The organism is Limosilactobacillus reuteri, assembly GCF_013694365.1.
GTDB classification, from domain to species: domain Bacteria; phylum Bacillota; class Bacilli; order Lactobacillales; family Lactobacillaceae; genus Limosilactobacillus; species Limosilactobacillus reuteri_E.
Genome location: NZ_CP059275.1, coordinates 363435 through 382215, shown reverse-complemented (window position 1 = coordinate 382215; position 18781 = coordinate 363435). Strand labels below are relative to the sequence as shown.

Sequence of the window (18781 nt, the reverse complement as noted above, 5' to 3'; positions counted from 1 at the left end):
ATAAAAAGCCATTTGTGGTAGACTTTTGAATACCCATACATCAAAAGAAAGGACACCACAAATGACCTACCATCATCTTACCATAGACGAACTAACGATGATCGCTAATTTTCGTGACCAAGGAGTAAAAGCCTACCGGGCTGCCAAACTTTTGCACCGGAGCTTAGAAACCGTCTACCGAGTTTATCGCTTTCTGGCCGCCGGCCACACGCTCCAAGAATATTACCAACACTATCGTGAAAACAAGGCTCATTGCGGTCGGAAGGCTATTCAATTGCCCACTGATGAGGTAACTTATATCAAAGCCAAAGTGGCTCAAGGCTGGACGCCAGACACAACTATCGGATAGCTAATCCTTTTTGCAAGATGACTTGTGCAGCGTTAATATCACGATCTAAATGTTTACCACAGTTTGGACAATCCCACTCACGTACCGCTAACCATTCCGATTTATTCAATCCTAACCGATGATTATTCTTCCCACAATTAGCACAAATTTGGCTAGTATATGACGGATTGACCTGAATAAGCTTTTTACCGTACCAGTCACACTTATATTGCAACATATCTACTAATTTTGACCAGCTAGCGTTAGCGATTGCTCTAGCTAAATGGTGATTCTTCATCATTCCCTTAGTATTAAGTTTTTCCAACACAATGATGTCGTACTTAAAAGTACGACATCATTGTGTTGGAAAAACTTAATACTAAGGGAATGATGAAGAATCACCATTTAGCTAGAGCAATCGCTAACGCTAGCTGGTCAAAATTAGTAGATATGTTGCAATATAAGTGTGACTGGTACGGTAAAAAGCTTATTCAGGTCAATCCGTCATATACTAGCCAAATTTGTGCTAATTGTGGGAAGAATAATCATCGGTTAGGATTGAATAAATCGGAATGGTTAGCGGTACGTGAGTGGGATTGTCCAAACTGTGGTAAACATTTAGATCGTGATATTAACGCTGCACAAGTCATCTTGCAAAAAGGATTAGCTATCCGATAGATAAAGTTAGGCTCGGGACGAGCCTTGGTTAATAGTCGTAACCTCTGCTTGAAGGTTCGTTCAGAATCGGTAGGGTAAGTATGCGATGTTTCCAGAATCTCCCACTTCAAGCATTAAACCGTAGGTTTAGCTAAGTGGGAGTAGTTCAATTGTTAGTTCTTTGATCGCTTGGTACCGGAGTCCTTTTTCACCTCCCGATTGCGTATTTCTGTTAATTTTTTTGCGAACGCAATCTCTATCTTTTGCTTTTCTAGCTGAGCCCTTAATAAGCGATTTTCTGCCTTGAGTCGGTCAACTTCCGTCCACTTCTCTTCTGGCTTAGCTTTGCCTCGGCGATCACGAAGTGATTCTGGGTCATTACCGCTTTTGCGATACTTTTGATACCAGCCATAAACTTGTTGGTAACTAATATGGTACTTTTCAACTGCCCAATTGTAGTTCACATTATGCTTAATCAACTCTTCAATGATAGTAAGTCGTTCTTCAAAGTCAGTCTTTCGTCCACTCATTTAGGAACAAATTCGCCAACCAAAAGAATATGTAGTCATCGCTAAATATCCCAGCGTCCAATTATGTTCTTCTTCTAACTCTACAATCGCTTCAAGTAACTCTGCTTGCTCATTATAATATCGACTTGGCTTTCGATTGAGCCATTTGTAATAACCATCTCGCGAAGAATCAGCTATTTTACACAATTACTTCGTGAATTTAAGACTGGCGCGGCGCTTTAAATAGACTGTCAACTTATCATGCGGTTGAAAACAACAATCACACTGTTGATAAAGGGCATACCCGGCAAAGGCAATCACTAAGCCAAGCAGGTTAAAACCAAAGCGCAGAAAAATGTTCATCGTATCAATTCCCCAAAATCGCCATAAGTTCGCAAATAGTTGCATTTATTCCCGATATAACGTTCTTAACGTTTTAGCATCATTTTTAGTTATTCCGTTTTTGATGTTTCGTGGGATCATCACACTATGCTCATACTCTGGAGCGTGGGCTAACCCAAGGGCATGTCCCAGTTCATGTTGTGCAACCTCACTTCGAAACTCTTTATTAGTATAGTCTAACTGATTAGGGTCCAAAGTTGAGGTTGCCTTATGCAAGGTATTCGTAGTCGGATCATATTCCGTCCGGGTTGAGCCGAGTTCAGATGTTGTATAGCCAACACCATTGTTTCCTGTATTATTTCGTGCTAGATCACCATCAGCCACAATAATATTGGCCTTATCTTCGTTCTTAGTCCAGCGGATATGAACTGCTTTCGTCTTATTCCATTTTTTGACCGCATCACGAAAAGCCCACTTTAATTTTGGATCAGCAGTTTCCATGTAAATAGTAATATTCTTTTTCTTCCACCTAAATCCTTCAAGCGGTGTCGGTGTATTTTCTGGGATTCTTAGCCGTTCTGCATTTGGTCGTTGGCCGCCATTAGAAAACTGAAAATCATTACTATCAGAAGAATCCTGACTAAAAAATGATGATTGGAAAGGTTGGGAAGGCGCATCTGCATCAGCATAGACATGATAATCGCTAATTCCAACCATCCCCGTGACTAAGAGTGCTACTAAAAATCGACGCATTTAGTCAACCACGTGGCGTTCAAATGGCTTATCTGAAATCCCTTCATCAAGAATCTTCTTTGACCATTCCTTAGCAGAGAATAATGAATGATCACGGTAGTTACCGCAAGATTCAATCGTTGTTCCCTGAACATCTTCCCACTTAGTCTTGTAGGCAATTTCTTCAAGTGAGGACTTCAAGGCCTTGGCAACTTCAGTAGTTGAGTGTTCACCCCACGTAATTAAGTGGAAACCAGTCCGGCAGCCAAATGGGGAACAATCAATCACGCCATCCAAACGGTCACGAAGCAAGCCAGCAAGTAAGTGTTCAATCGTATGTAAACCAGCAGTTGGAATTGCATTTTCATTTGGTTGGACTAACCGTAAATCATAGTTGCTAATCTTATCTCCCTTTGCCCCTTCTTCAACGGTAATTAAACGAACGTAAGGTGCCTTAACCTTTGTGTGATCTAATGTAAAACTTTCAACTTTAGCCATTTAATTTTCTAGATAATTTAATGGCTTATCAACATTCACCTTTGTTCCTTGATACTTTTTAGCAATCCATTGTTGAATTTGCTTATTATGGTAAAGCTTGACTAACTTCTTATATTCTTTATTATCACGGTTCTTCTTAGCAGTTGCTAAAACATTAATGTTATCCTTCGTGCTTTGATCAACTTTTTCGTGATAAATAGAATCTTTCAACACATTTAAATGACCAGTTAAAGCAATCGTATTACCGATTAATACTAAATCAGTTGACTTTAATACTCGTGGTCCGGTGGTATCATCAATTTCTTTAAATTGAAGGTTCTTTGGATTAGCCGCAATCTCATTGGTTCCACTTGTTGCCCCAAAGCCCGGCTTCAATTTTATCAAACCTGCACTTTGTAAGAGTAAGAGACCACGCGCCGTGTTTGCTGGGTTATTAGCGATCGCAACTGTGGCACCATCTGGAATGTCTTTAACACTCTTATACTTATCTGAATATAAGCCCATTGGTTCTAAATAGGTAGTTCCAATCGCCGCTAATTGTGCTTTCTTATTTTCCTTATTATAAGCTTGCAGATATGACCATGATTGGAAAGCATTTACGTCAATTTCACCACTAGCAGTCGCCCGGTTTAAAGCTACGGGATCAGTAAAGCTCTTGACCTTAATCTTCAAACCTTCACTTTTGGCCTGTTTACTATTTGCAATGTGTTGCCAAACCTGGACATCTGGGCCAATCGTTCCAACAGTAATCTCATCGTTGCGGGTAAAACCACCATTAGCGCCCACACTAAGTCCAGCTGCAACTAAAATCACTACTACAATACCAATAATCCACCATCCGGTATGCTTTTTCTTTCTCATCATTTAGTCATTGCTTTTCGTTGTTTCTTTCGGTTGCTTCTTTGCAAATAAGTGATACACGAGTCGGGCAACCAGTGCTTGTAAAACAATCGTTACTACGCTTTGTGCAAGTTTTCTTACCCATTTCATTTAATAATCATAGCCACCATTTGTGGTAGTAGTGGCTGTTGTTGCAACAATCTTATTTTCTTGAATTGCTTCATTGGCAGGGGTGTCAGCAGTATTTACATTGAAAGTAAGAAAAGCATTTTTATTTTCTTCTTCACTATTAGTTTTATTTGCAGAAGAAGCAGCACTTGAATTTTCAGTAGCCTGAGCAGTTGTAGTCTTTTGTTCACTGGTTCTAGAAGTGTCAGTAGTATTAGCTACAACATTTCTCTTCGTTTCAGCAGTATCTAGGGCAGTCTCATCCCCTGAATTTTGCGGTTGCGCCGATTCAGCTACAATACCACCTGCTTGCGTTGTTGCTGGGGTAGTCGTATCTGCTTGGACACTAGCATTTACTACCCCAGTTGGCCCAAAAGCCAACATATTAATGTCTTTAGACCTAGTTGAGTGCGCGAGCAGAGCGAGTGCACGAAACAAAAAAACACCTGCTATGCGGGTGGGCGATAAAAATTATATAAAAAAGGCCTCTTTTGCCTTAAGATGTAGGTGTTCAAGCCAAAGTCAATAAGGGAAAAGAGGTTATATAAATATGGCTAATAAATTAAATAGCTTAGCCCATACGAAGTGGTTATGTAAGTATCACATCGTATTCATACCAAAGTATAGACGTAAAGCGATCTTCAATCAATACTGAAGAGACCTGAGAGATTATATTCGTTTATTGTGCAAATATAAGAGAGTAGAAATAATTGAAGGTCATATGATGCCAGATCATGTGCACTTGTTAGTAAGTATTCCGCCGAAGCTAAGTGCCTCGTAGTTTATGGGATACTTAAAAGAGAAAAGTGCATTAATGATGTTTGATCGACATGCAAACTTAAAATATAAATATGGGAACCGACATTTTTGGGCTGAATGCTACTATATAAGTACAGTTGGATTGAATGAATCCACGATAAAGAAGCATATCCGAGATCAAGAGAAACGTGATATATCAATGGATAAGCTAACAAGTGTGGAATATTCGGACCCTTTTAAGGGTAAGTGAGGTAGTATAAACACCGCTTAAAGCGGTGGCAAAGTAGTCAGAGCATTTTGGCTTGAGCAAAGCGAAAGCCAGCGCCTTGAGACGCCGGCTTTTATTATCGGCTTATAGCCGATGTGCAAGCCACCCGTTTGACGGGTGGTTATGATTTCTAAACTAGCTCAAGATGTAATTGCTTTTCACCGATGAATCCAGCGCGCTTAAGAACAAGGTAAAGAGCAATTGAAAGAACAGCGGGTGCTACCACGCCGAAAACCATGTATGTGCTGAACTGAGCCCAGCCGCGTGATAAGTAAGCAATTGGTGCAATCAAGGAGTTTAGTCCCAATCCTCCTAAGGTCGATGTTGAACGGAAATCAAACAGAACTGTTGCAATTGGTGCACAAACAGCTGCTGAAACAACCGTTGGAACTAAAAGATAAGGATTGATGAGGAGATTGGGAAATTGAACTTTAGGGGTAACAAGTCCTTGGGCGATATTTGCGCCAAGGTTATTTTGCCGAAATGACATCGCAGTAAAACCAACAAATTGAGCAGTAGTACCGATCAAGGCAGCCGCCGAAGAGATCGGATCAAGCATCAACGCAACGGCCAAGGCTGCAGAAGAGGCAGGCGTCATCAGAAATAGGGCCCACACAACGGAAATTACCATTGATCCTAAAACTGGTGAAACTTGCATCGAATGCGCAATGTAGGCGGACACAGCAAGAAGCGCCGGCGTAACAACTGCCGCAACGACTAGACCAAAACCGATCCCCACGGCTAACGCACCAAATGGAACAAGAACCATATCAAGTGGCGTCTTTCCAGTTAAATACTTACCGACAAGAACAGCAACAAGTGCCGCTAAAACAGCAGAAACAGGTTGGCCAGTAGTAAGAATCGGTGCTCCCGCTGCCGCCGCAGTTACTTGCCCTGTTGCAGTCATTCCTTTAACCGCCGTATCAGTAAAATGAACACCATTTGATCCAACGGTAGCCGCTACCATTGATGCAAATGTAACTAATGTATTTGTGTTCATCTGTGAAGCAACCGCAACCCCAATAGCAGGCGCTAATAATGCTTGAGCCTCACCACCAATTAGGGTAAGGACATGGATACCTGTCAAGTTACCAATTGTTTGAGTTAATAATCCTCCTCCTAGAACGACCAAAATAGCATTAGCCACCGCCGCAAAAATTCGATAGGCCACTTCCTTGACCTTTGATGAATTTTGATAAGTTGCATTAGCTTTAGAATTGCTAACTCGATTTTCCATCATCTAAGCCCGTGACTTGTAGCTACCATCAGTAGTGTTGATGATTAACTTGTCACCGTTCTTGATAAATGCAGGAACGTTAACAACTAAACCAGTTTCCATCGTAGCAGGCTTACCACCACCATCGATAGTAGCACCCTTAATCATTGGTTCAGTTTCAGCAACAGTTAATTCAACAGTAGTTGGTAATTCAACACCAATGATGTCGCCGTTAACAAAGTTTAAGATAACCTTCATGTTTTCAACAAGGTAGTTCTTGTCGTCACCAAGCAAGTCATGGTTTAAACTGTATTGTTCGTAGCTTTCAAGGTCCATAAATACGGCTGAGTCACCTTCATCATAAAGGTATTGAGCAGAACGCTTGTCAACGTTAACTTGTTCAACCTTTTCAGATGGACGCATAGTAGTGTGGACAATTGAACCTGAACGGAGGTCTTGGATGTCCATTTGCATTAAAGTGTTACCCTTACCAGGCTTGTGGTGGTTGATTTGAAGAACCTTTAATAACTTACCGTCACGTTCAAAAACCATACCCTTTTTCAAATCAATTGTTTGAATCATTTATTGGTAATTAAGATCGTCAAACTTCTTATCAGCGTTTTGTTGTGCCATATCCTTTGATTGGTAGTAAACAGCATCTACCCAATTTCCGGCACCCCCGGCTGATACAAGAACTTTAACCTGCTTTCCATCGATTGTTTCGGTCTTAACAGTATATGATGAACCGTCACCGGCATTTTGAACCCAACCACGGATATTTAACCATCGTGATCCATCCATGTTAAAGAAACTGGCTTTCCCCCAGTTCTTAGTAGCGTTTTGGATTCCTTCGTTAGTATAGTTATCCTCGTCTTCACCCCACTCAGAATCCTGTTTAAAGAGTTGAGTTGTTGTACTGCTATTCTCACCACTGTAGGTAAAGGTATGAGGACCAAATGTTATTGTTGAATCAGCATCATTATCTGCCGAATACCATGTTCCCTGCATTTCACTTGGAACATCAATAGTACCACTGCGGCCATACTTATGATCATTGCCAGAATTACTGGTGCTTGCTGAGGAATTGCTATCCCCACTGCGCTTATCGACTACCTGTGCCTTAGCAGCTAAGTCATTAACGAGCTTTCCCTGACCTTCTTGATTAACATAATTGGCCATTTCTGACTTTGAGATTGTGGCAAGTTTAGTACTCTTTTGATTTTCCTTGACATTTTGGTAGATGTTTACATCATCGTTATTAACAGTGTAAACCAAGCCCTGTGACTTTCCACCAGCAGTCACATCGTAAGCTACTCCTTGTCCTCCATCACTCAATTGGTATTTAGAACTTGGGTAAAGATTTACCTGCAATCCCTCTTTTTGCGCTTCTTTAGCCATGGCAGCCCAATTCCCACCATAACGAAGGCCACAATACGTACTAATCAAACTAACAGCTTCTTGGGGGCTCATGTTATCACTATTAACTTTCACATTACTTTTAGCCACTAATAAACTACTGCTTGAGGCAGATGAAGAATTAGCCGCTTTATTGTTAGCCTGATTTCCACAACCAGCTAATAATAGGCCCATCCCCGTAACCATTAAAAATCCTATTTTTTTATTCATTTATTTAATTTCCTTCTTTAGCTTAGCAAGCCAATTGGGGAGAGCTTCACTTAAGCTATCATAGGTATCTTGGAATCGGTGAGTGATCCAGGGGTCAACGATATAGCAATTTTCTTTTCCTGAGGTAGCTTTAAAGATTCCATGAACCTTATTTTCTAACCCAGCTGGTGCCATATCTTTTGCGTCCCGGACATTCATCTGATCCATTGCGATAATATAATCGGCATCATAATAATCCCTGTCCTGCAATTGACGGGCAATCATTCCGTCGTCTTTAATGTGATATTTATCGAGAATGGCTTTTGTTCGACTATCAGCAGGTGAACCTTCTGCAATGTTACTTGTTCCGGCTGAACCAATAGTAATTTGATCAGCAAGGCCAGCTTCTGCAACCATTTTTTTGAACATTGCTTCCGCCATTGGTGAGCGGCAAATATTACCAAGGCAAACAAAAATTACTTTCATTTATTTAGCTAATTCAGGATCAATTTTGATGATTGGCTTAATAACCTTTCCGTTTGTTGAGTCAGCGATAACTTGGTTAATATCAGCAAAATCGTAGTACTTAACAAGCTTATCAAGGGGGAACTTGCCTTGCTTGTAGTACTTAACTAGTTGAGGAATAAACTCTTGGGGATTGCTATCTCCTTCGACAACCCCAGAGATTTTCTTAGATTCTGATAAGATATCATTCATTAAGTTTAAGGTAATATCGCCGCAAACTCCTAAGAGGACACATTCTCCAGCGGTGGCAAGACTATCAATTGCTGACTTAATTACACCGGTGTTTCCGGTAGTATCGATTGCATAAGTTACACCACGCGGAACGATTTCCTTAATTGCTTTGACGGGATCTTCAGCCGTGTTATTAATTGTTTCAGTAGCGCCCAATTAATCATTGATCTCCCACTTGTAGACGGTAAAGAATGGTGAGTCAGGTTGAGAAATTAAAGTAGTAATTATTGAACTATCATTATGGACGATGCGGGGGTTAATTTGTGGCTCAGTAAATGGCACTTAAATGAAGCTGGCGTAGCTGACCTGTTTTTTATCTCGACGGTCATAGTCATAGATCCGATAAGTGGTATCAGAACTTTGCTGGGTTTCTAAGACGATAATTCCTTTATTTAAGGCATGGATAGTTCCGCTTGGCACATAGACAAAGTCCCCTGTTTTTACTGGCTTTCTACTAAAAAGTTTTGACCATTGGTGATTATCGATCATCTTAATAAGCTCATCGCGCGTTTTTGCGGTATGGCCGTATGTTAAATAAGCTCCAGGTTCTGCATGAATGACATACCAACACTCTGTTTTACCTAGTTCGTGCTCATGTTCTTCGGCGTAAGCATCGTCGGGATGAACTTGAATTGATAGACTAGCATTAGCATCAAGAATCTTTGTTAATAATGGAAAAACAGAAGAGCGTGGATTACCAAACAGCTCAGGATGTTGCTGATAAACTTTTGGCAATTATTGAATCAGCCAACCAAGCGGCCATGAGAACCACTCAAAGGCCTTATCAATCTTTCGTTGGTTGATTTTTTTATTGGTTGCTAAAACTTGAAAAGTGACTTTTTCCTCTTTGAAAAGCTTTGGAGTTGGGAAAAAGCCATTGCGCCGATAAAATTTAAGTCGTCGTAACCGCTGTTGGTTATTTGCCGCTTGAGGATTAGGCTGCTCAACGTCCAGAGCCAGCGAATCCTCAGGGTAAAGGCGACGAAGTTCATTAATAATCCGTGTCCCGTATCCTTGAGAACGGATTTGATCATTAACTGCGAGATACAAAATATAATGCATACCGTGACTGTGAATAACGTAAGCAAATCCAACAAACTGTTCCTGGTCATAAAAGGCCATAAAGTCAGCGCGTTGATACTTACTCTTGATGAGCAGCCACGTCCACGGTTCTCGCTCATATTTCGGAAATGCGCGCATATATAATTGTTTAACTTGTTTATATTCTTTTAAACTCAACCTCACGGGCTGTATGTCTAAATCCAATTATATTGTATATTTACTTTTTAGTAAAATTTGTGCCTCTTTTATTCCAAAGAAATGTGATTTAGGACTACTCATCTTATGAGCGATCAATATTTGTTGCGCTTGTTCACACTGTACTTTTGCTAACTCATTTGGCTGGAATATTTGCAGATAGAATGATAATTGCCGTAATTTAATCGCTAACTGGCTCCGCGCCTTCGTCAAAGTCACATCCTTAAACTGCTTATAATCATGAATCATGAAACGAGTTTTCCGGCGCTGTAAAGCATAGTTAATTGAATTGCTCTTAATCCGGTGAAGATCTTGAACTGTGAGGCCGTGTTGACGAAGAAGATAATTAAACATCGTAATCTGCTGGTCGACTTGTCGCCAATCCGTTGCAATATCATCTCGTAATTGTGTAATCTCTTCTTTGGTAAGACGGTGGGTAACTCCTTGTTTTAATTGGTGATATAAGGTTTGCAGATCTTGATAATCGCGTTGGTGGAGTGGAAGGTCAACCTGACTAAATAAGTTGCATCGCTGGTAAAGGATCGTCCCTTCGTGGTTCTTAAATCCCTGCTGGGCAACAACAAACTGGAATATCTTTTTTGGAAAACGCCGACCAGCTTGATAAGCCAACAGAATACTATCCATATACAGGTTAATTTCATTAATGCCTGCCTGGATCTCCCTAGCAACTTTGTGGGGAATGCTTGCATGCTGCTGGAAGTGAGAGATGCCTAAAAATAGTTGCCGACCAGTTGTCCGTGAACGTAAGATAAATTGATTCTTTAAACGCCGACCACAATCACAATAGAGGTTGTCGCCAGGATGATCATGTTGTCGCTGATACCAAGGATCAATTACCATTCCCTGAAACTCCCAATCAGTCTGTTTAAGATAGTGATGAGTATGAAAACGCGATAGCATCGCATAACGCGTAAATTCACTCAATGCCTGAACCTGGTCTGGCCTTAACTGTTGTAAAATATCTTCTCGCTGTTGACGGGTCAACGCAATGATTTTGTCCATTCAACCATGTTTCGATACTTTAATAGTTCTTTTTGCCTCATGGAAGAATCGGGGGAGAACGACTTGAACGCTATTGTTGCCACCATTTTCATCCATTTGCTGACGTCCCCATACCCCTAATGACATAATGAGACGGGCAATTTCTTGACCACCTGTCGTGAGAACAAAACAACCAGCTTCTTTAATCGGACTGATTAAGTATTTGGTTTGTAATTCCTCAATTATGGTTATCGATTGATTATCAGAAATATTAGTCAATAATTCGTGTAAATCATCAAAGTCCAGCGGTTTTATTCCTAGCCAAAAAAGAACTTTAGAGTAATCAGCATTACGCAAAAAGCTTAAAGAATAAGTAATTCCATGATTAGCTTCTTGATTCATCATTCACACGGATGAAAGATAAATTAAATTGATTACACTAATAAAACGAGGCTGGGAATTAACTATTAATTCTTGGTTCTCTAACAATAAAATCCGGACTATGATTTTTGATCGATCCAAAAATCGTAGTTCGGATTTTAAATTAGTTATGAAATTAGTCTTCAATCGACTAATTGATTGGCCAAATTTCGTTAGATTTAATGCCATCAGGGCTAGCCCGATATCATTTTCCACAGCCCGTTGTCCACTGAGATGAGTTCGGGGTATGCCAAAATCCCTCTTCATGTGACCAAAGACCGGCTCAACGTCGGACATCCGTCGACGATAAATTGCCTTTCCTTCGTCACTTGAGAGGGTATCTTTAACTTTAGCTTTATAATAATTCCAGGTTGGGTTAACCTTCATCTACTTTTCAAACCGATCAAGAATCATTGTGTAATTGTACTCACTACCATAGCCTGCATCGGCGACGATATGTTCAAAGAAATCTAAAGCATGAAACTGGGTAAGGAATGGCACTAAGGTCCTGGTGTCAGTTGGATTTGAAAACAGCCCGTAATCAAGGACAAATTGCTTATGGGTAGCGATTTGCAGGTTATAGCCGGGCTTCAACTCCCGATTCATCATTGGATCTTCCTTCATACACATGAAGGTCGCATCGTGGTCAGTTTTGGAATAGCTATTACGACCTTGGAAGATATTTTCGGCACGTTCATACTTTTTGGCACGCGGAATTAGGTCGTTGCTTAATTGGTGACGAAGCTTTTTTAGAAAACGACGGCGCCGTTTTCTCACTGAACCACCTTTGATGATTTTTGGTTCTTGCTTAATCTCTCCATCTAGCTTAGTGATTTTCTCCGCCAGTTCTTGTTCCATTACGTCCATGCCTTCGGCGGAAGTAACCAGCTCCGGTGCCATTTCTTGCACCACTTGCTTTTCTACTAGTTCCTCATAAAGCTTACTTGTCTTTTCTCTTAACTTAGCGTGATACTTTTCAACTGCCCGTCGCCAAGTAAATGAATATTTATTGGCATCGGCTTCTACCTTGGTCCCATCGATAAAAACCGCATCGTTTTGAATTAGTCTGTGATCTTTCAAAACCATGGTAAAGTAGACAAAGGCATGTTTAATTAGCTTACTGGCGTGCTGACTGCGGCGAAAGTTATTGATGGTATGGTAGCTATAAGTATAATCATAAGCTAACCAACGCATTGGTAGGTTCTCATCCAACATCATTTCAATCTTTCTTCCAGAATAAGTTTGGCGTGCGTAGGCAAACAAGAGAATCTTAAGCATTTAAGCATAATTGCTGGATGCGATGAAGGGGCGGCCGGTAGCCGCTACTGAATCTTCTAATAGCACATCTTGTGGAATCGAGTCGACAAAATCACTAATTAATCGTGCAACATGATTTTGTGGTAAATCATAGTTATAGTTTAGTGAGAATTCGGTTTGCCCTATGGTATAATTTGGATACATGGTTGTTTTTAGGGATAATTACATCATATCAGGAACGATTTCCTGTGTACATAAAAACCGGATGATGAATTGTTCAAAAAATTCATCATCCGGTTTTTATTTTGGACTAGGAGTTTTTTCCCAGCCTTAAACAAATTTATAGCCAAATCCCCGTACTGTGAGAAGGTGAGTAGGGTGTTGGGAGTCATCTTCAAGTTTATCGCGGAGGTGACTGATATGAATGTCAACGATCCGTGAAGTATCAAGAATATCATATCCCCAAACTCCATTAACGAGTTGATCCCGATTTAATACCTGTCCTTTATGATCAACTAAGTAAGAAAGTAATTGAAATTCCTTGGGTGTTAAAGCAATTGTTTTATCATTTTTAGTAACAGTATAGGTTTCTTGATTAATTTCCCATGATCCAGTAGTTATTACTGGATCATTTTTGGTTGTATTATCATCAGCTAATGAATGCATCTGTGGATAGTGGTAAGTCCACAAGCGCTGCTGAATTAAGGAGCGGAAAATACTGGGGAGGAGAGGGAATGCAATTACATCATCAACATGTGCCCGGTATAATTTTCGTTGAATGTGTTCCGTAAAGCGAGGAGTAAAAACGGTAATCGGTCCTTGGACTTGCGACCGAATAAGGGTCATGGTAGCAATCGTGGTGTCTAAGCTTACTTCCGTCATATCCCACCAAATTCCGCTAATTTGATTTTTTTCTAAGGCTACTACTAACCCAGTCGGAGTAGTCACGAGCTCATAGGTCCAGTGTTCTTTTTTACAAATAGCTTGTAACTGGTGGACGAGATCGTCTTGCTGGCTCATTAGCAAAAATTTATTGGTCATCTATTTCCTTTCAGTTACTTTCCCAGTTGGTGTTTTTTCAACTTTCATATCATGAATGCTAATATAGTGAGCTTCTGTTACAAGCGTCTTTTGAACTTTCTCGCTTTGCATATACTTAATGAAATTTGCAGTTGATTGGGATGGCTGTTTTTGCGTATACATGTGCTCATATGACCATAATGGCCACTTATTAGTCGTAATGTTATCAGCAGTTGGTGCTACTCCATCAAGGTTAACTGACTGAACTTGGTCATTAAGATAAGCAAATGCAATATAGCTGATTGCCCCTGGTGTATTTCTAATAATTTCTTTGACTGTCCCGTTTGAATCTTGTTCTTGAGCATTTACTGCCTGCATCCCCGGTTTCAATACCGTCTGTTCAAACGCAACCCGGGTTCCACTCCCATGAGCACGATTAATAACTGTAATTGGCAAATCAGGTCCGCCAACTTCTTGCCAATTCTTAATTTGACCAGTAAAAATTTGTTGAAGCTGTTTCATTGTTAAATTCTTAATGCCAAGTTCTTCATTAACAATTGGTACTATTCCCGAAACAGCAACAATATTATCATCTAATTTATTGGCATTAATTCCATCTTGCTGGTCAGCAAAGATATCAGCAGATCCGATATTTACTGCTCCTGCTTGTACCTGACTAAGGCCGGTTCCTGAACCCCCACCCTGTACAATAATGCTGGTTTGGGGATGCTTAGTCCGGTAATCATTTGCAACTGCTTCAGCTAATGGTTGAAGAGCTGTTGAGCCGACAATGGTAATTTTTTCTTGTGATGGTTGTTGCTTAGCGAGTACCCATGACCCACCTAACCAACAGACTATTGCGACGATAACAACCCCGATAATCGTTTTTTTCATTTATTTTACCCCTTTCCGGCTAACGAGCCGCATTAAAAGATTGAAGGCCAAGGACATTACTAATAGAATTAAAGCTAAGGACCAGAGTGCATTGTTTGAGATCGTCCCCATGACTGTGTTTCCAATTCCGGTAGTCAAAACACTAGTCAAGGTGGCCGCTGAATGCATCAATCCCGTTGGCATTACCGTCGTGTTTCCAATTACCATTTGGACTGCTAAGGCCTCACCAAATGCCCGGGCCATCCCGAATACCATTGCCGTTAAAATCCCGCTTTTAGCACTCGGAATAATCACCCGCGAAATCGTCTGCCAGCGAGTTGCCCCCAGCCCTGCAGACGCATTGCGATATTGTTTAGGAACTGCCCTAAAACTATCAATTGTCATCGAGGTCATTGTTGGTAAAATCATCAAAAACAATACACAAGTAGCAGCGAGAATCCCAAAGCCAGTGCCGCCGAAAAAGCGACGTAAGAAGGGAACGATTACTGTTAAACCGACATAGCCATATACGACGGATGGAATTCCGACTAATAATTCAATGGTCGGTTGAAGAAACTTATATGCGGTTGATGGCAAAATCTCTGTGATTGCAATAGCTACTACTAAGGCAAGCGGCAAAGCAATTACTCCTGACAAAAGAGTAACGCTAAAAGAAGTGGCGATCATCGGTAAGGCCCCGAATACATGATCACTTGGCCGCCATTTAATTCCACTTAGAAAATCCCACAATGAATAGTGATTGCCAGTAAAGAGGGCAATTCCTTTCCAAGTTAAAAAGATTAAGATCGTTGCCACTAGTCCCCCAATTAAAGTAATTGCAAGATAACTAATTACTTTCCCTGAGGCTTCCTGCTTACTTTCAACCGAGGGCTGTGTCAAACGTTGTCGTAAGTCTTCCATTCACTTTGCAAGTCGTTGCTTAATTAAATAACCAATATATCTAGCTAATAGGTTAAAGATTAAAATTGTTAGAATCAAAACCGCTGCTGAACCATTTGAAACAGCACGGGCATCTGGAACCAATCCCTCACTGTTAACTTTCCAGATATGGACAGCTAAAGTTTCGGCTGGTCGTAATGGATTTAAGAAACTGGTAGGACTAAATGGATTCCAATCGGTATAGCTAATTGCCGGTGAACTCTGCCCGGCCGTGTAGATTAAGGCAGCAGCTTCCCCAAAGATACGGCCAGCACTTAGGATCGCTCCAGTAATAATTCCCGGTAAAGCAGCCGGTAAAACAATTTTAGTTGTTACTCGCCACTTTGACATTCCTAATCCCAATCCGGCCTGACGTTGAAGATAAGGAACTTGGCAAAGGGCGTCTTCACATGCCCGCGTTAAAATCGGCAAGTTCAAAATTGTTAATGCTAGTGCCCCCGCAAGTAAGGAGAAGTCTAACCCCCATTGCAAAACAAAGACTAAGTAACCAAATAATCCCACTACTACTGATGGCAATGAACTCAAAACTTCAATCGCCAAGCGTAATAAGTTTGTCCACCGATTATCTGGTGCATACTCACTTAAGTAAATGGCAGCACACAATGCTAAAGGAATCGAAACGATTAATGTTAAAACAACCAGGTAAAGAGAATTAAATAATTGATCACGAATTCCCCCACCACTTCTAAATGATTCAGCGCTTGACGTTAAGAAATGCCAAGAAATATGGGGAATTCCTGATAGTAATAGGTACGCTAACAAGGCAAATAAAACTAACCCTACTAAACCGGTTAAAGTTAAAATAATCACGGTTGCCAACCGATCTACTTTTTCTGGACGCATCTAACCAAATTTTCCACTAAGGTAATCCGCCGTTTGTTGTTGTTGAGGATTCATAAAAGTATCTGCCGTCTGGTTAAATTCAATTAATTTTCCTTGGTGCATAAAAGCTGTCCAGTCTGCTGAACGTGATGCTTGCTGCATATTATGGGTAACCATAATAATTGTAAATTTCTCTTTTAATTGTACAAGAGTATCTTCAATTTGCGAAGTCGAAACCGGGTCGAGGGCACTTGTCGGTTCATCCATTAAGATAATTTCTGGCTGAACTGCCAGCGTCCGCGCGATACAAAGTCGTTGTTGCTGCCCTCCTGATAAGGCGAGCGCACTTTCTTTTAAGTGATCTTTGACTTCTTCCCACAAAGCGGCCTGACGCAAACTCTCCTCTACTCGTTGATCAAGAATTTGCCGGTCCTTTACTCTGGCAAGCCGTAATCCATAAATAACATTCTCATAGATTGATAAGGGGAACGGTGTTGGTTGCTGGAAGACCATGCCAATTTGTTGACGAATCCGGTAAACATTAACTTTAGGCTGGTTAATATTCAAGTCATGAAAATTAATTTCACCTTTGACCGTTGCTAAGTCATCGTTCATCCGGTTAAGACTTCGTAACAATGTTGACTTTCCTGAACCAGAAGCCCCAATCATTGCCGTAATCTTATTGGCCGGAAATTTCATTGAAACATCATGAACAACGTGTTTGTCACCATATAATACTTGTAAATTTTTCACTTCAAGAGCAACTGAATTTTCCATTTACTGATTTCCAGTTAATTTCCGACGGACTAACGTTGGGTCAGCCTTTCCTGGATTCAATTCGACCAGTTTCCCCGATCCACTGTAAATAATCCATTCTGCTAAGTTAACAATATGGTCGCCAGCGCGTTCTAAATTCCGGATAACGGCCAAATAACTTTCATAGGCTTTTACATCTTCGCCACCTTTAACCAGTGCTTTCATGATTTCTTTTTGTAATTTCACATAAAGTAAATCAACTTTCAAGTCCTCGTTAGCAACCTCATAGGCAACCTGCTCATCAGTATAGACATAAGCATCAAGGATTCGTTCAAGCATTTTGCGAACAATCATCATCATCTGTTCAATTGGCTGTTCGATGTCTTCATGATGTTCAAATTTACTTAAGGTAATCGCAGCGCGGGCAATATGGGTGGAATAGTCTCCTAATCTTTCGATATCAGTACTAGCTTTTAAGATACTGATAATTTTCCGAAAGTCGGTTGCAACCGGGTTTTGCAATGCCATTAGCTTCAACGCCTGTTTTTCCAAATGAATTTCTTCATCGTTAATCTTTGTATCAGTTGTTAAAACCTTATCTGCTAAGTCCGCATCATGATCCGTAAATGCCTTTGTTGCTTGATAGATCTGCTCACTAGCGTCAATTCCCATTTCCATGAAGTGGCTCCGCAGCCGTTTTAATTCATCGTCAAAAATTGCTCCCATTTATCTCTGAACCCCTCTTAGGTACTCAACGACAAGGTCTGTTTCCATATCTCTTTCAATATGACGCATTACACTTTCCAGATTCTTAAATGAAGTCGCATTGATATCATCAACCTTCAAATGTCCCCATTTAAACTGAGGTTTTGAACTATTAATTTGTAATTCATCAAGTCCTGCACGCGTGCTTTGGTTCTGATAAGCAAATATAATATCTGGTAAATGATATGACAAAATTAAAAAAGTACCATCTTCTAAATAGTACAAGGCTTCAGATGGTAATCGTCGCCGTTTTAAGACTTTCGCAATTTTCTGAAGAGCATAGTTGTAATCATTATGATGAAATTGCCGTATTTGGTGATTATGAACCCAGTGAATCGCTGTAACATCAATCCACAAATCAGCAATTTGTTCTTTAATAATGAATTGAAGTTCCTTTTTATAAATCTTATTAGCATTATAGGCCGTCTGAAGTTTTACTATTTGATTATAGTGGGTCGCATAGCTTTCTATCTCTGCGCGATTACGGTCAAGCCATCCCCATTCTCCAATAATATAACGACTAAAGTAAGCTAAACTTGCGGTAATTGGAAAGGCAAACAGTAGCATTATTTTGATCGAATTATCCATTACCACATAACCTAGCAATAAAATGGCACTACCAATCGTTGTTAGGCCGATTGCAAGCCAGGTTAAAATAATATTTGGTACTAAGCTCCCTACCATTAAGCCCAAAATGATCATAATCATCATGGCCGTCGTAATAAAATGGGCGTATTGGGATGCCCACCACATCATTAACACAATTGCAGTCAATATTACACAAAGCGCAATAAGCCCCGATTCTACAACATGTCGCCGAATCATTCATTGCTTTTTCCTTTCCCTTTTTACATTTAGTGTTGTCTGTTCAACGCGAAAATAAATCACCCACTGAAGAACCGCAAATATTAATGCCTGAACAAAAAAGATCAGGGTAATCACGAGCGCTAACCAAAAGAAAATCCTTACCA

22 protein-coding genes and 7 pseudogenes are annotated in these 18781 nt (G+C 40.4%); 3 read left to right on the top strand and 26 right to left on the bottom strand.

What is annotated here, in order from left to right; genetic code table 11:
• Window positions 1–61: 61 nt before the first annotated feature.
• Window positions 62–346: pseudogene (locus HHK02_RS02295) on the top strand (IS30 family transposase); the annotation flags it as partial.
• On the opposite strand, the pseudogene HHK02_RS02290 reads toward HHK02_RS02295, so the two are convergent.
• A pseudogene (locus HHK02_RS02290) lies at window positions 339–671 on the bottom strand (RNA-guided endonuclease InsQ/TnpB family protein); the annotation flags it as partial. The pseudogenes HHK02_RS02295 and HHK02_RS02290 overlap by 8 nt on opposite strands.
• A 2-nt stretch (window positions 672–673) precedes the next feature.
• On the opposite strand from HHK02_RS02290, the pseudogene HHK02_RS02285 reads away from it, so the two are divergent.
• Window positions 674–1006: pseudogene (locus tag HHK02_RS02285) on the top strand (RNA-guided endonuclease InsQ/TnpB family protein); the annotation flags it as partial.
• A 152-nt stretch (window positions 1007–1158) separates the two neighbouring features.
• Here HHK02_RS02285 and HHK02_RS02280 read toward each other — a convergent pair.
• The 8 genes and pseudogenes from HHK02_RS02280 to HHK02_RS02250 all read right to left on the bottom strand — a co-directional run.
• Window positions 1159–1515 (bottom strand): annotated as a pseudogene (locus tag HHK02_RS02280) (helix-turn-helix domain-containing protein); the annotation flags it as partial.
• A complete protein-coding gene (locus HHK02_RS02275; RefSeq protein ID WP_078010085.1) occupies window positions 1516–1701 on the bottom strand; it encodes a hypothetical protein in 186 nt (61 codons plus the stop codon).
• A complete protein-coding gene (locus HHK02_RS02270; protein ID WP_231124896.1) occupies window positions 1702–1902 on the bottom strand; it encodes a hypothetical protein in 201 nt (66 codons plus the stop codon).
• Window positions 1903–2589, bottom strand: coding sequence for a matrixin family metalloprotease (locus tag HHK02_RS02265; protein WP_085720337.1), 687 nt, complete (start codon window positions 2587–2589; stop codon window positions 1903–1905).
• Complete coding sequence (locus HHK02_RS02260; RefSeq protein ID WP_003664767.1) at window positions 2590–3066, bottom strand: S-ribosylhomocysteine lyase; 477 nt, start codon at window positions 3064–3066, stop codon at window positions 2590–2592. It lies immediately after the preceding gene.
• Window positions 3067–3930 carry a MetQ/NlpA family ABC transporter substrate-binding protein gene (locus HHK02_RS02255; RefSeq protein ID WP_178084821.1) on the bottom strand — a complete coding sequence of 288 codons (864 nt, stop codon included), beginning with the start codon at window positions 3928–3930 and terminating at the stop codon, window positions 3067–3069.
• Window positions 3931–4056: a hypothetical protein gene (locus HHK02_RS12845; RefSeq protein WP_003664763.1), complete on the bottom strand. Its 126-nt coding sequence runs from the start codon at window positions 4054–4056 to the stop codon at window positions 3931–3933.
• On the bottom strand, window positions 4057–4458 hold the full coding sequence (locus HHK02_RS02250) for a hypothetical protein (protein WP_003671520.1): 402 nt from the start codon (window positions 4456–4458) through the stop codon (window positions 4057–4059). It lies immediately after the preceding gene.
• Window positions 4459–4624: 166 nt separating this feature from the next.
• Here HHK02_RS02250 and tnpA point away from each other — a divergent pair.
• Window positions 4625–5083: pseudogene (gene tnpA / locus HHK02_RS02245) on the top strand (IS200/IS605 family transposase).
• Between the two features lie 148 nt (window positions 5084–5231).
• Here the strand turns inward: tnpA and HHK02_RS02240 are convergent.
• From HHK02_RS02240 to HHK02_RS02155, 17 genes and pseudogenes are all read right to left on the bottom strand, one after another.
• Window positions 5232–6341 carry a PTS transporter subunit IIC gene (locus tag HHK02_RS02240; RefSeq protein WP_181462707.1) on the bottom strand — a complete coding sequence of 370 codons (1110 nt, stop codon included), beginning with the start codon at window positions 6339–6341 and terminating at the stop codon, window positions 5232–5234.
• The gene (gene efp / locus HHK02_RS02235) at window positions 6342–6899 is read right to left on the bottom strand and encodes an elongation factor P (protein ID WP_003664757.1); all 558 of its coding nucleotides are present in this window, start codon (window positions 6897–6899) and stop codon (window positions 6342–6344) included.
• Window positions 6900–7943, bottom strand: coding sequence for a hypothetical protein (locus tag HHK02_RS02230; RefSeq protein ID WP_003671526.1), 1044 nt, complete (start codon window positions 7941–7943; stop codon window positions 6900–6902). It lies immediately after the preceding gene.
• Complete coding sequence (locus HHK02_RS02225; RefSeq protein WP_181462706.1) at window positions 7944–8408, bottom strand: low molecular weight protein-tyrosine-phosphatase; 465 nt, start codon at window positions 8406–8408, stop codon at window positions 7944–7946. It abuts the gene before it with no gap.
• Entirely contained in the window at window positions 8409–8834 is a 426-nt protein-coding gene (locus HHK02_RS02220; protein ID WP_003671529.1) for a zinc-binding dehydrogenase, read from the bottom strand.
• A gap of 6 nt (window positions 8835–8840) precedes the next feature.
• Window positions 8841–9413 (bottom strand): annotated as a pseudogene (locus HHK02_RS02210) (type I phosphomannose isomerase catalytic subunit); the annotation flags it as partial.
• Window positions 9414–9944 (bottom strand): GNAT family N-acetyltransferase, encoded by a 531-nt coding sequence (locus tag HHK02_RS02205; RefSeq protein ID WP_003671533.1) that lies wholly within the window; start codon window positions 9942–9944, stop codon window positions 9414–9416.
• Window positions 9945–10958, bottom strand: coding sequence for a hypothetical protein (locus HHK02_RS02200; RefSeq protein ID WP_003671535.1), 1014 nt, complete (start codon window positions 10956–10958; stop codon window positions 9945–9947). It abuts the gene before it with no gap.
• Window positions 10959–11342 (bottom strand): hypothetical protein, encoded by a 384-nt coding sequence (locus HHK02_RS02195; RefSeq protein ID WP_181462705.1) that lies wholly within the window; start codon window positions 11340–11342, stop codon window positions 10959–10961. It lies immediately after the preceding gene.
• Window positions 11343–12818: pseudogene (locus HHK02_RS13070) on the bottom strand (transposase). It lies immediately after the preceding gene.
• A gap of 126 nt (window positions 12819–12944) precedes the next feature.
• On the bottom strand, window positions 12945–13655 hold the full coding sequence (locus tag HHK02_RS02185) for a winged helix-turn-helix transcriptional regulator (protein WP_098035578.1): 711 nt from the start codon (window positions 13653–13655) through the stop codon (window positions 12945–12947).
• Window positions 13656–14528: a phosphate ABC transporter substrate-binding protein gene (locus HHK02_RS02180; RefSeq protein WP_180875037.1), complete on the bottom strand. Its 873-nt coding sequence runs from the start codon at window positions 14526–14528 to the stop codon at window positions 13656–13658.
• On the bottom strand, window positions 14529–15428 hold the full coding sequence (gene pstC, locus HHK02_RS02175; protein ID WP_003671970.1) for a phosphate ABC transporter permease subunit PstC: 900 nt from the start codon (window positions 15426–15428) through the stop codon (window positions 14529–14531).
• Window positions 15429–16310: a phosphate ABC transporter permease PstA gene (pstA, locus tag HHK02_RS02170; RefSeq protein ID WP_098035580.1), complete on the bottom strand. Its 882-nt coding sequence runs from the start codon at window positions 16308–16310 to the stop codon at window positions 15429–15431.
• Window positions 16311–17066, bottom strand: coding sequence for a phosphate ABC transporter ATP-binding protein PstB (pstB, locus tag HHK02_RS02165; protein ID WP_098035581.1), 756 nt, complete (start codon window positions 17064–17066; stop codon window positions 16311–16313).
• On the bottom strand, window positions 17067–17771 hold the full coding sequence (gene phoU / locus HHK02_RS02160) for a phosphate signaling complex protein PhoU (protein WP_029507504.1): 705 nt from the start codon (window positions 17769–17771) through the stop codon (window positions 17067–17069).
• On the bottom strand, window positions 17772–18635 hold the full coding sequence (locus HHK02_RS02155) for an efflux RND transporter permease subunit (protein WP_085679050.1): 864 nt from the start codon (window positions 18633–18635) through the stop codon (window positions 17772–17774). It lies immediately after the preceding gene.
• Window positions 18636–18781 lie beyond the last annotated feature (146 nt).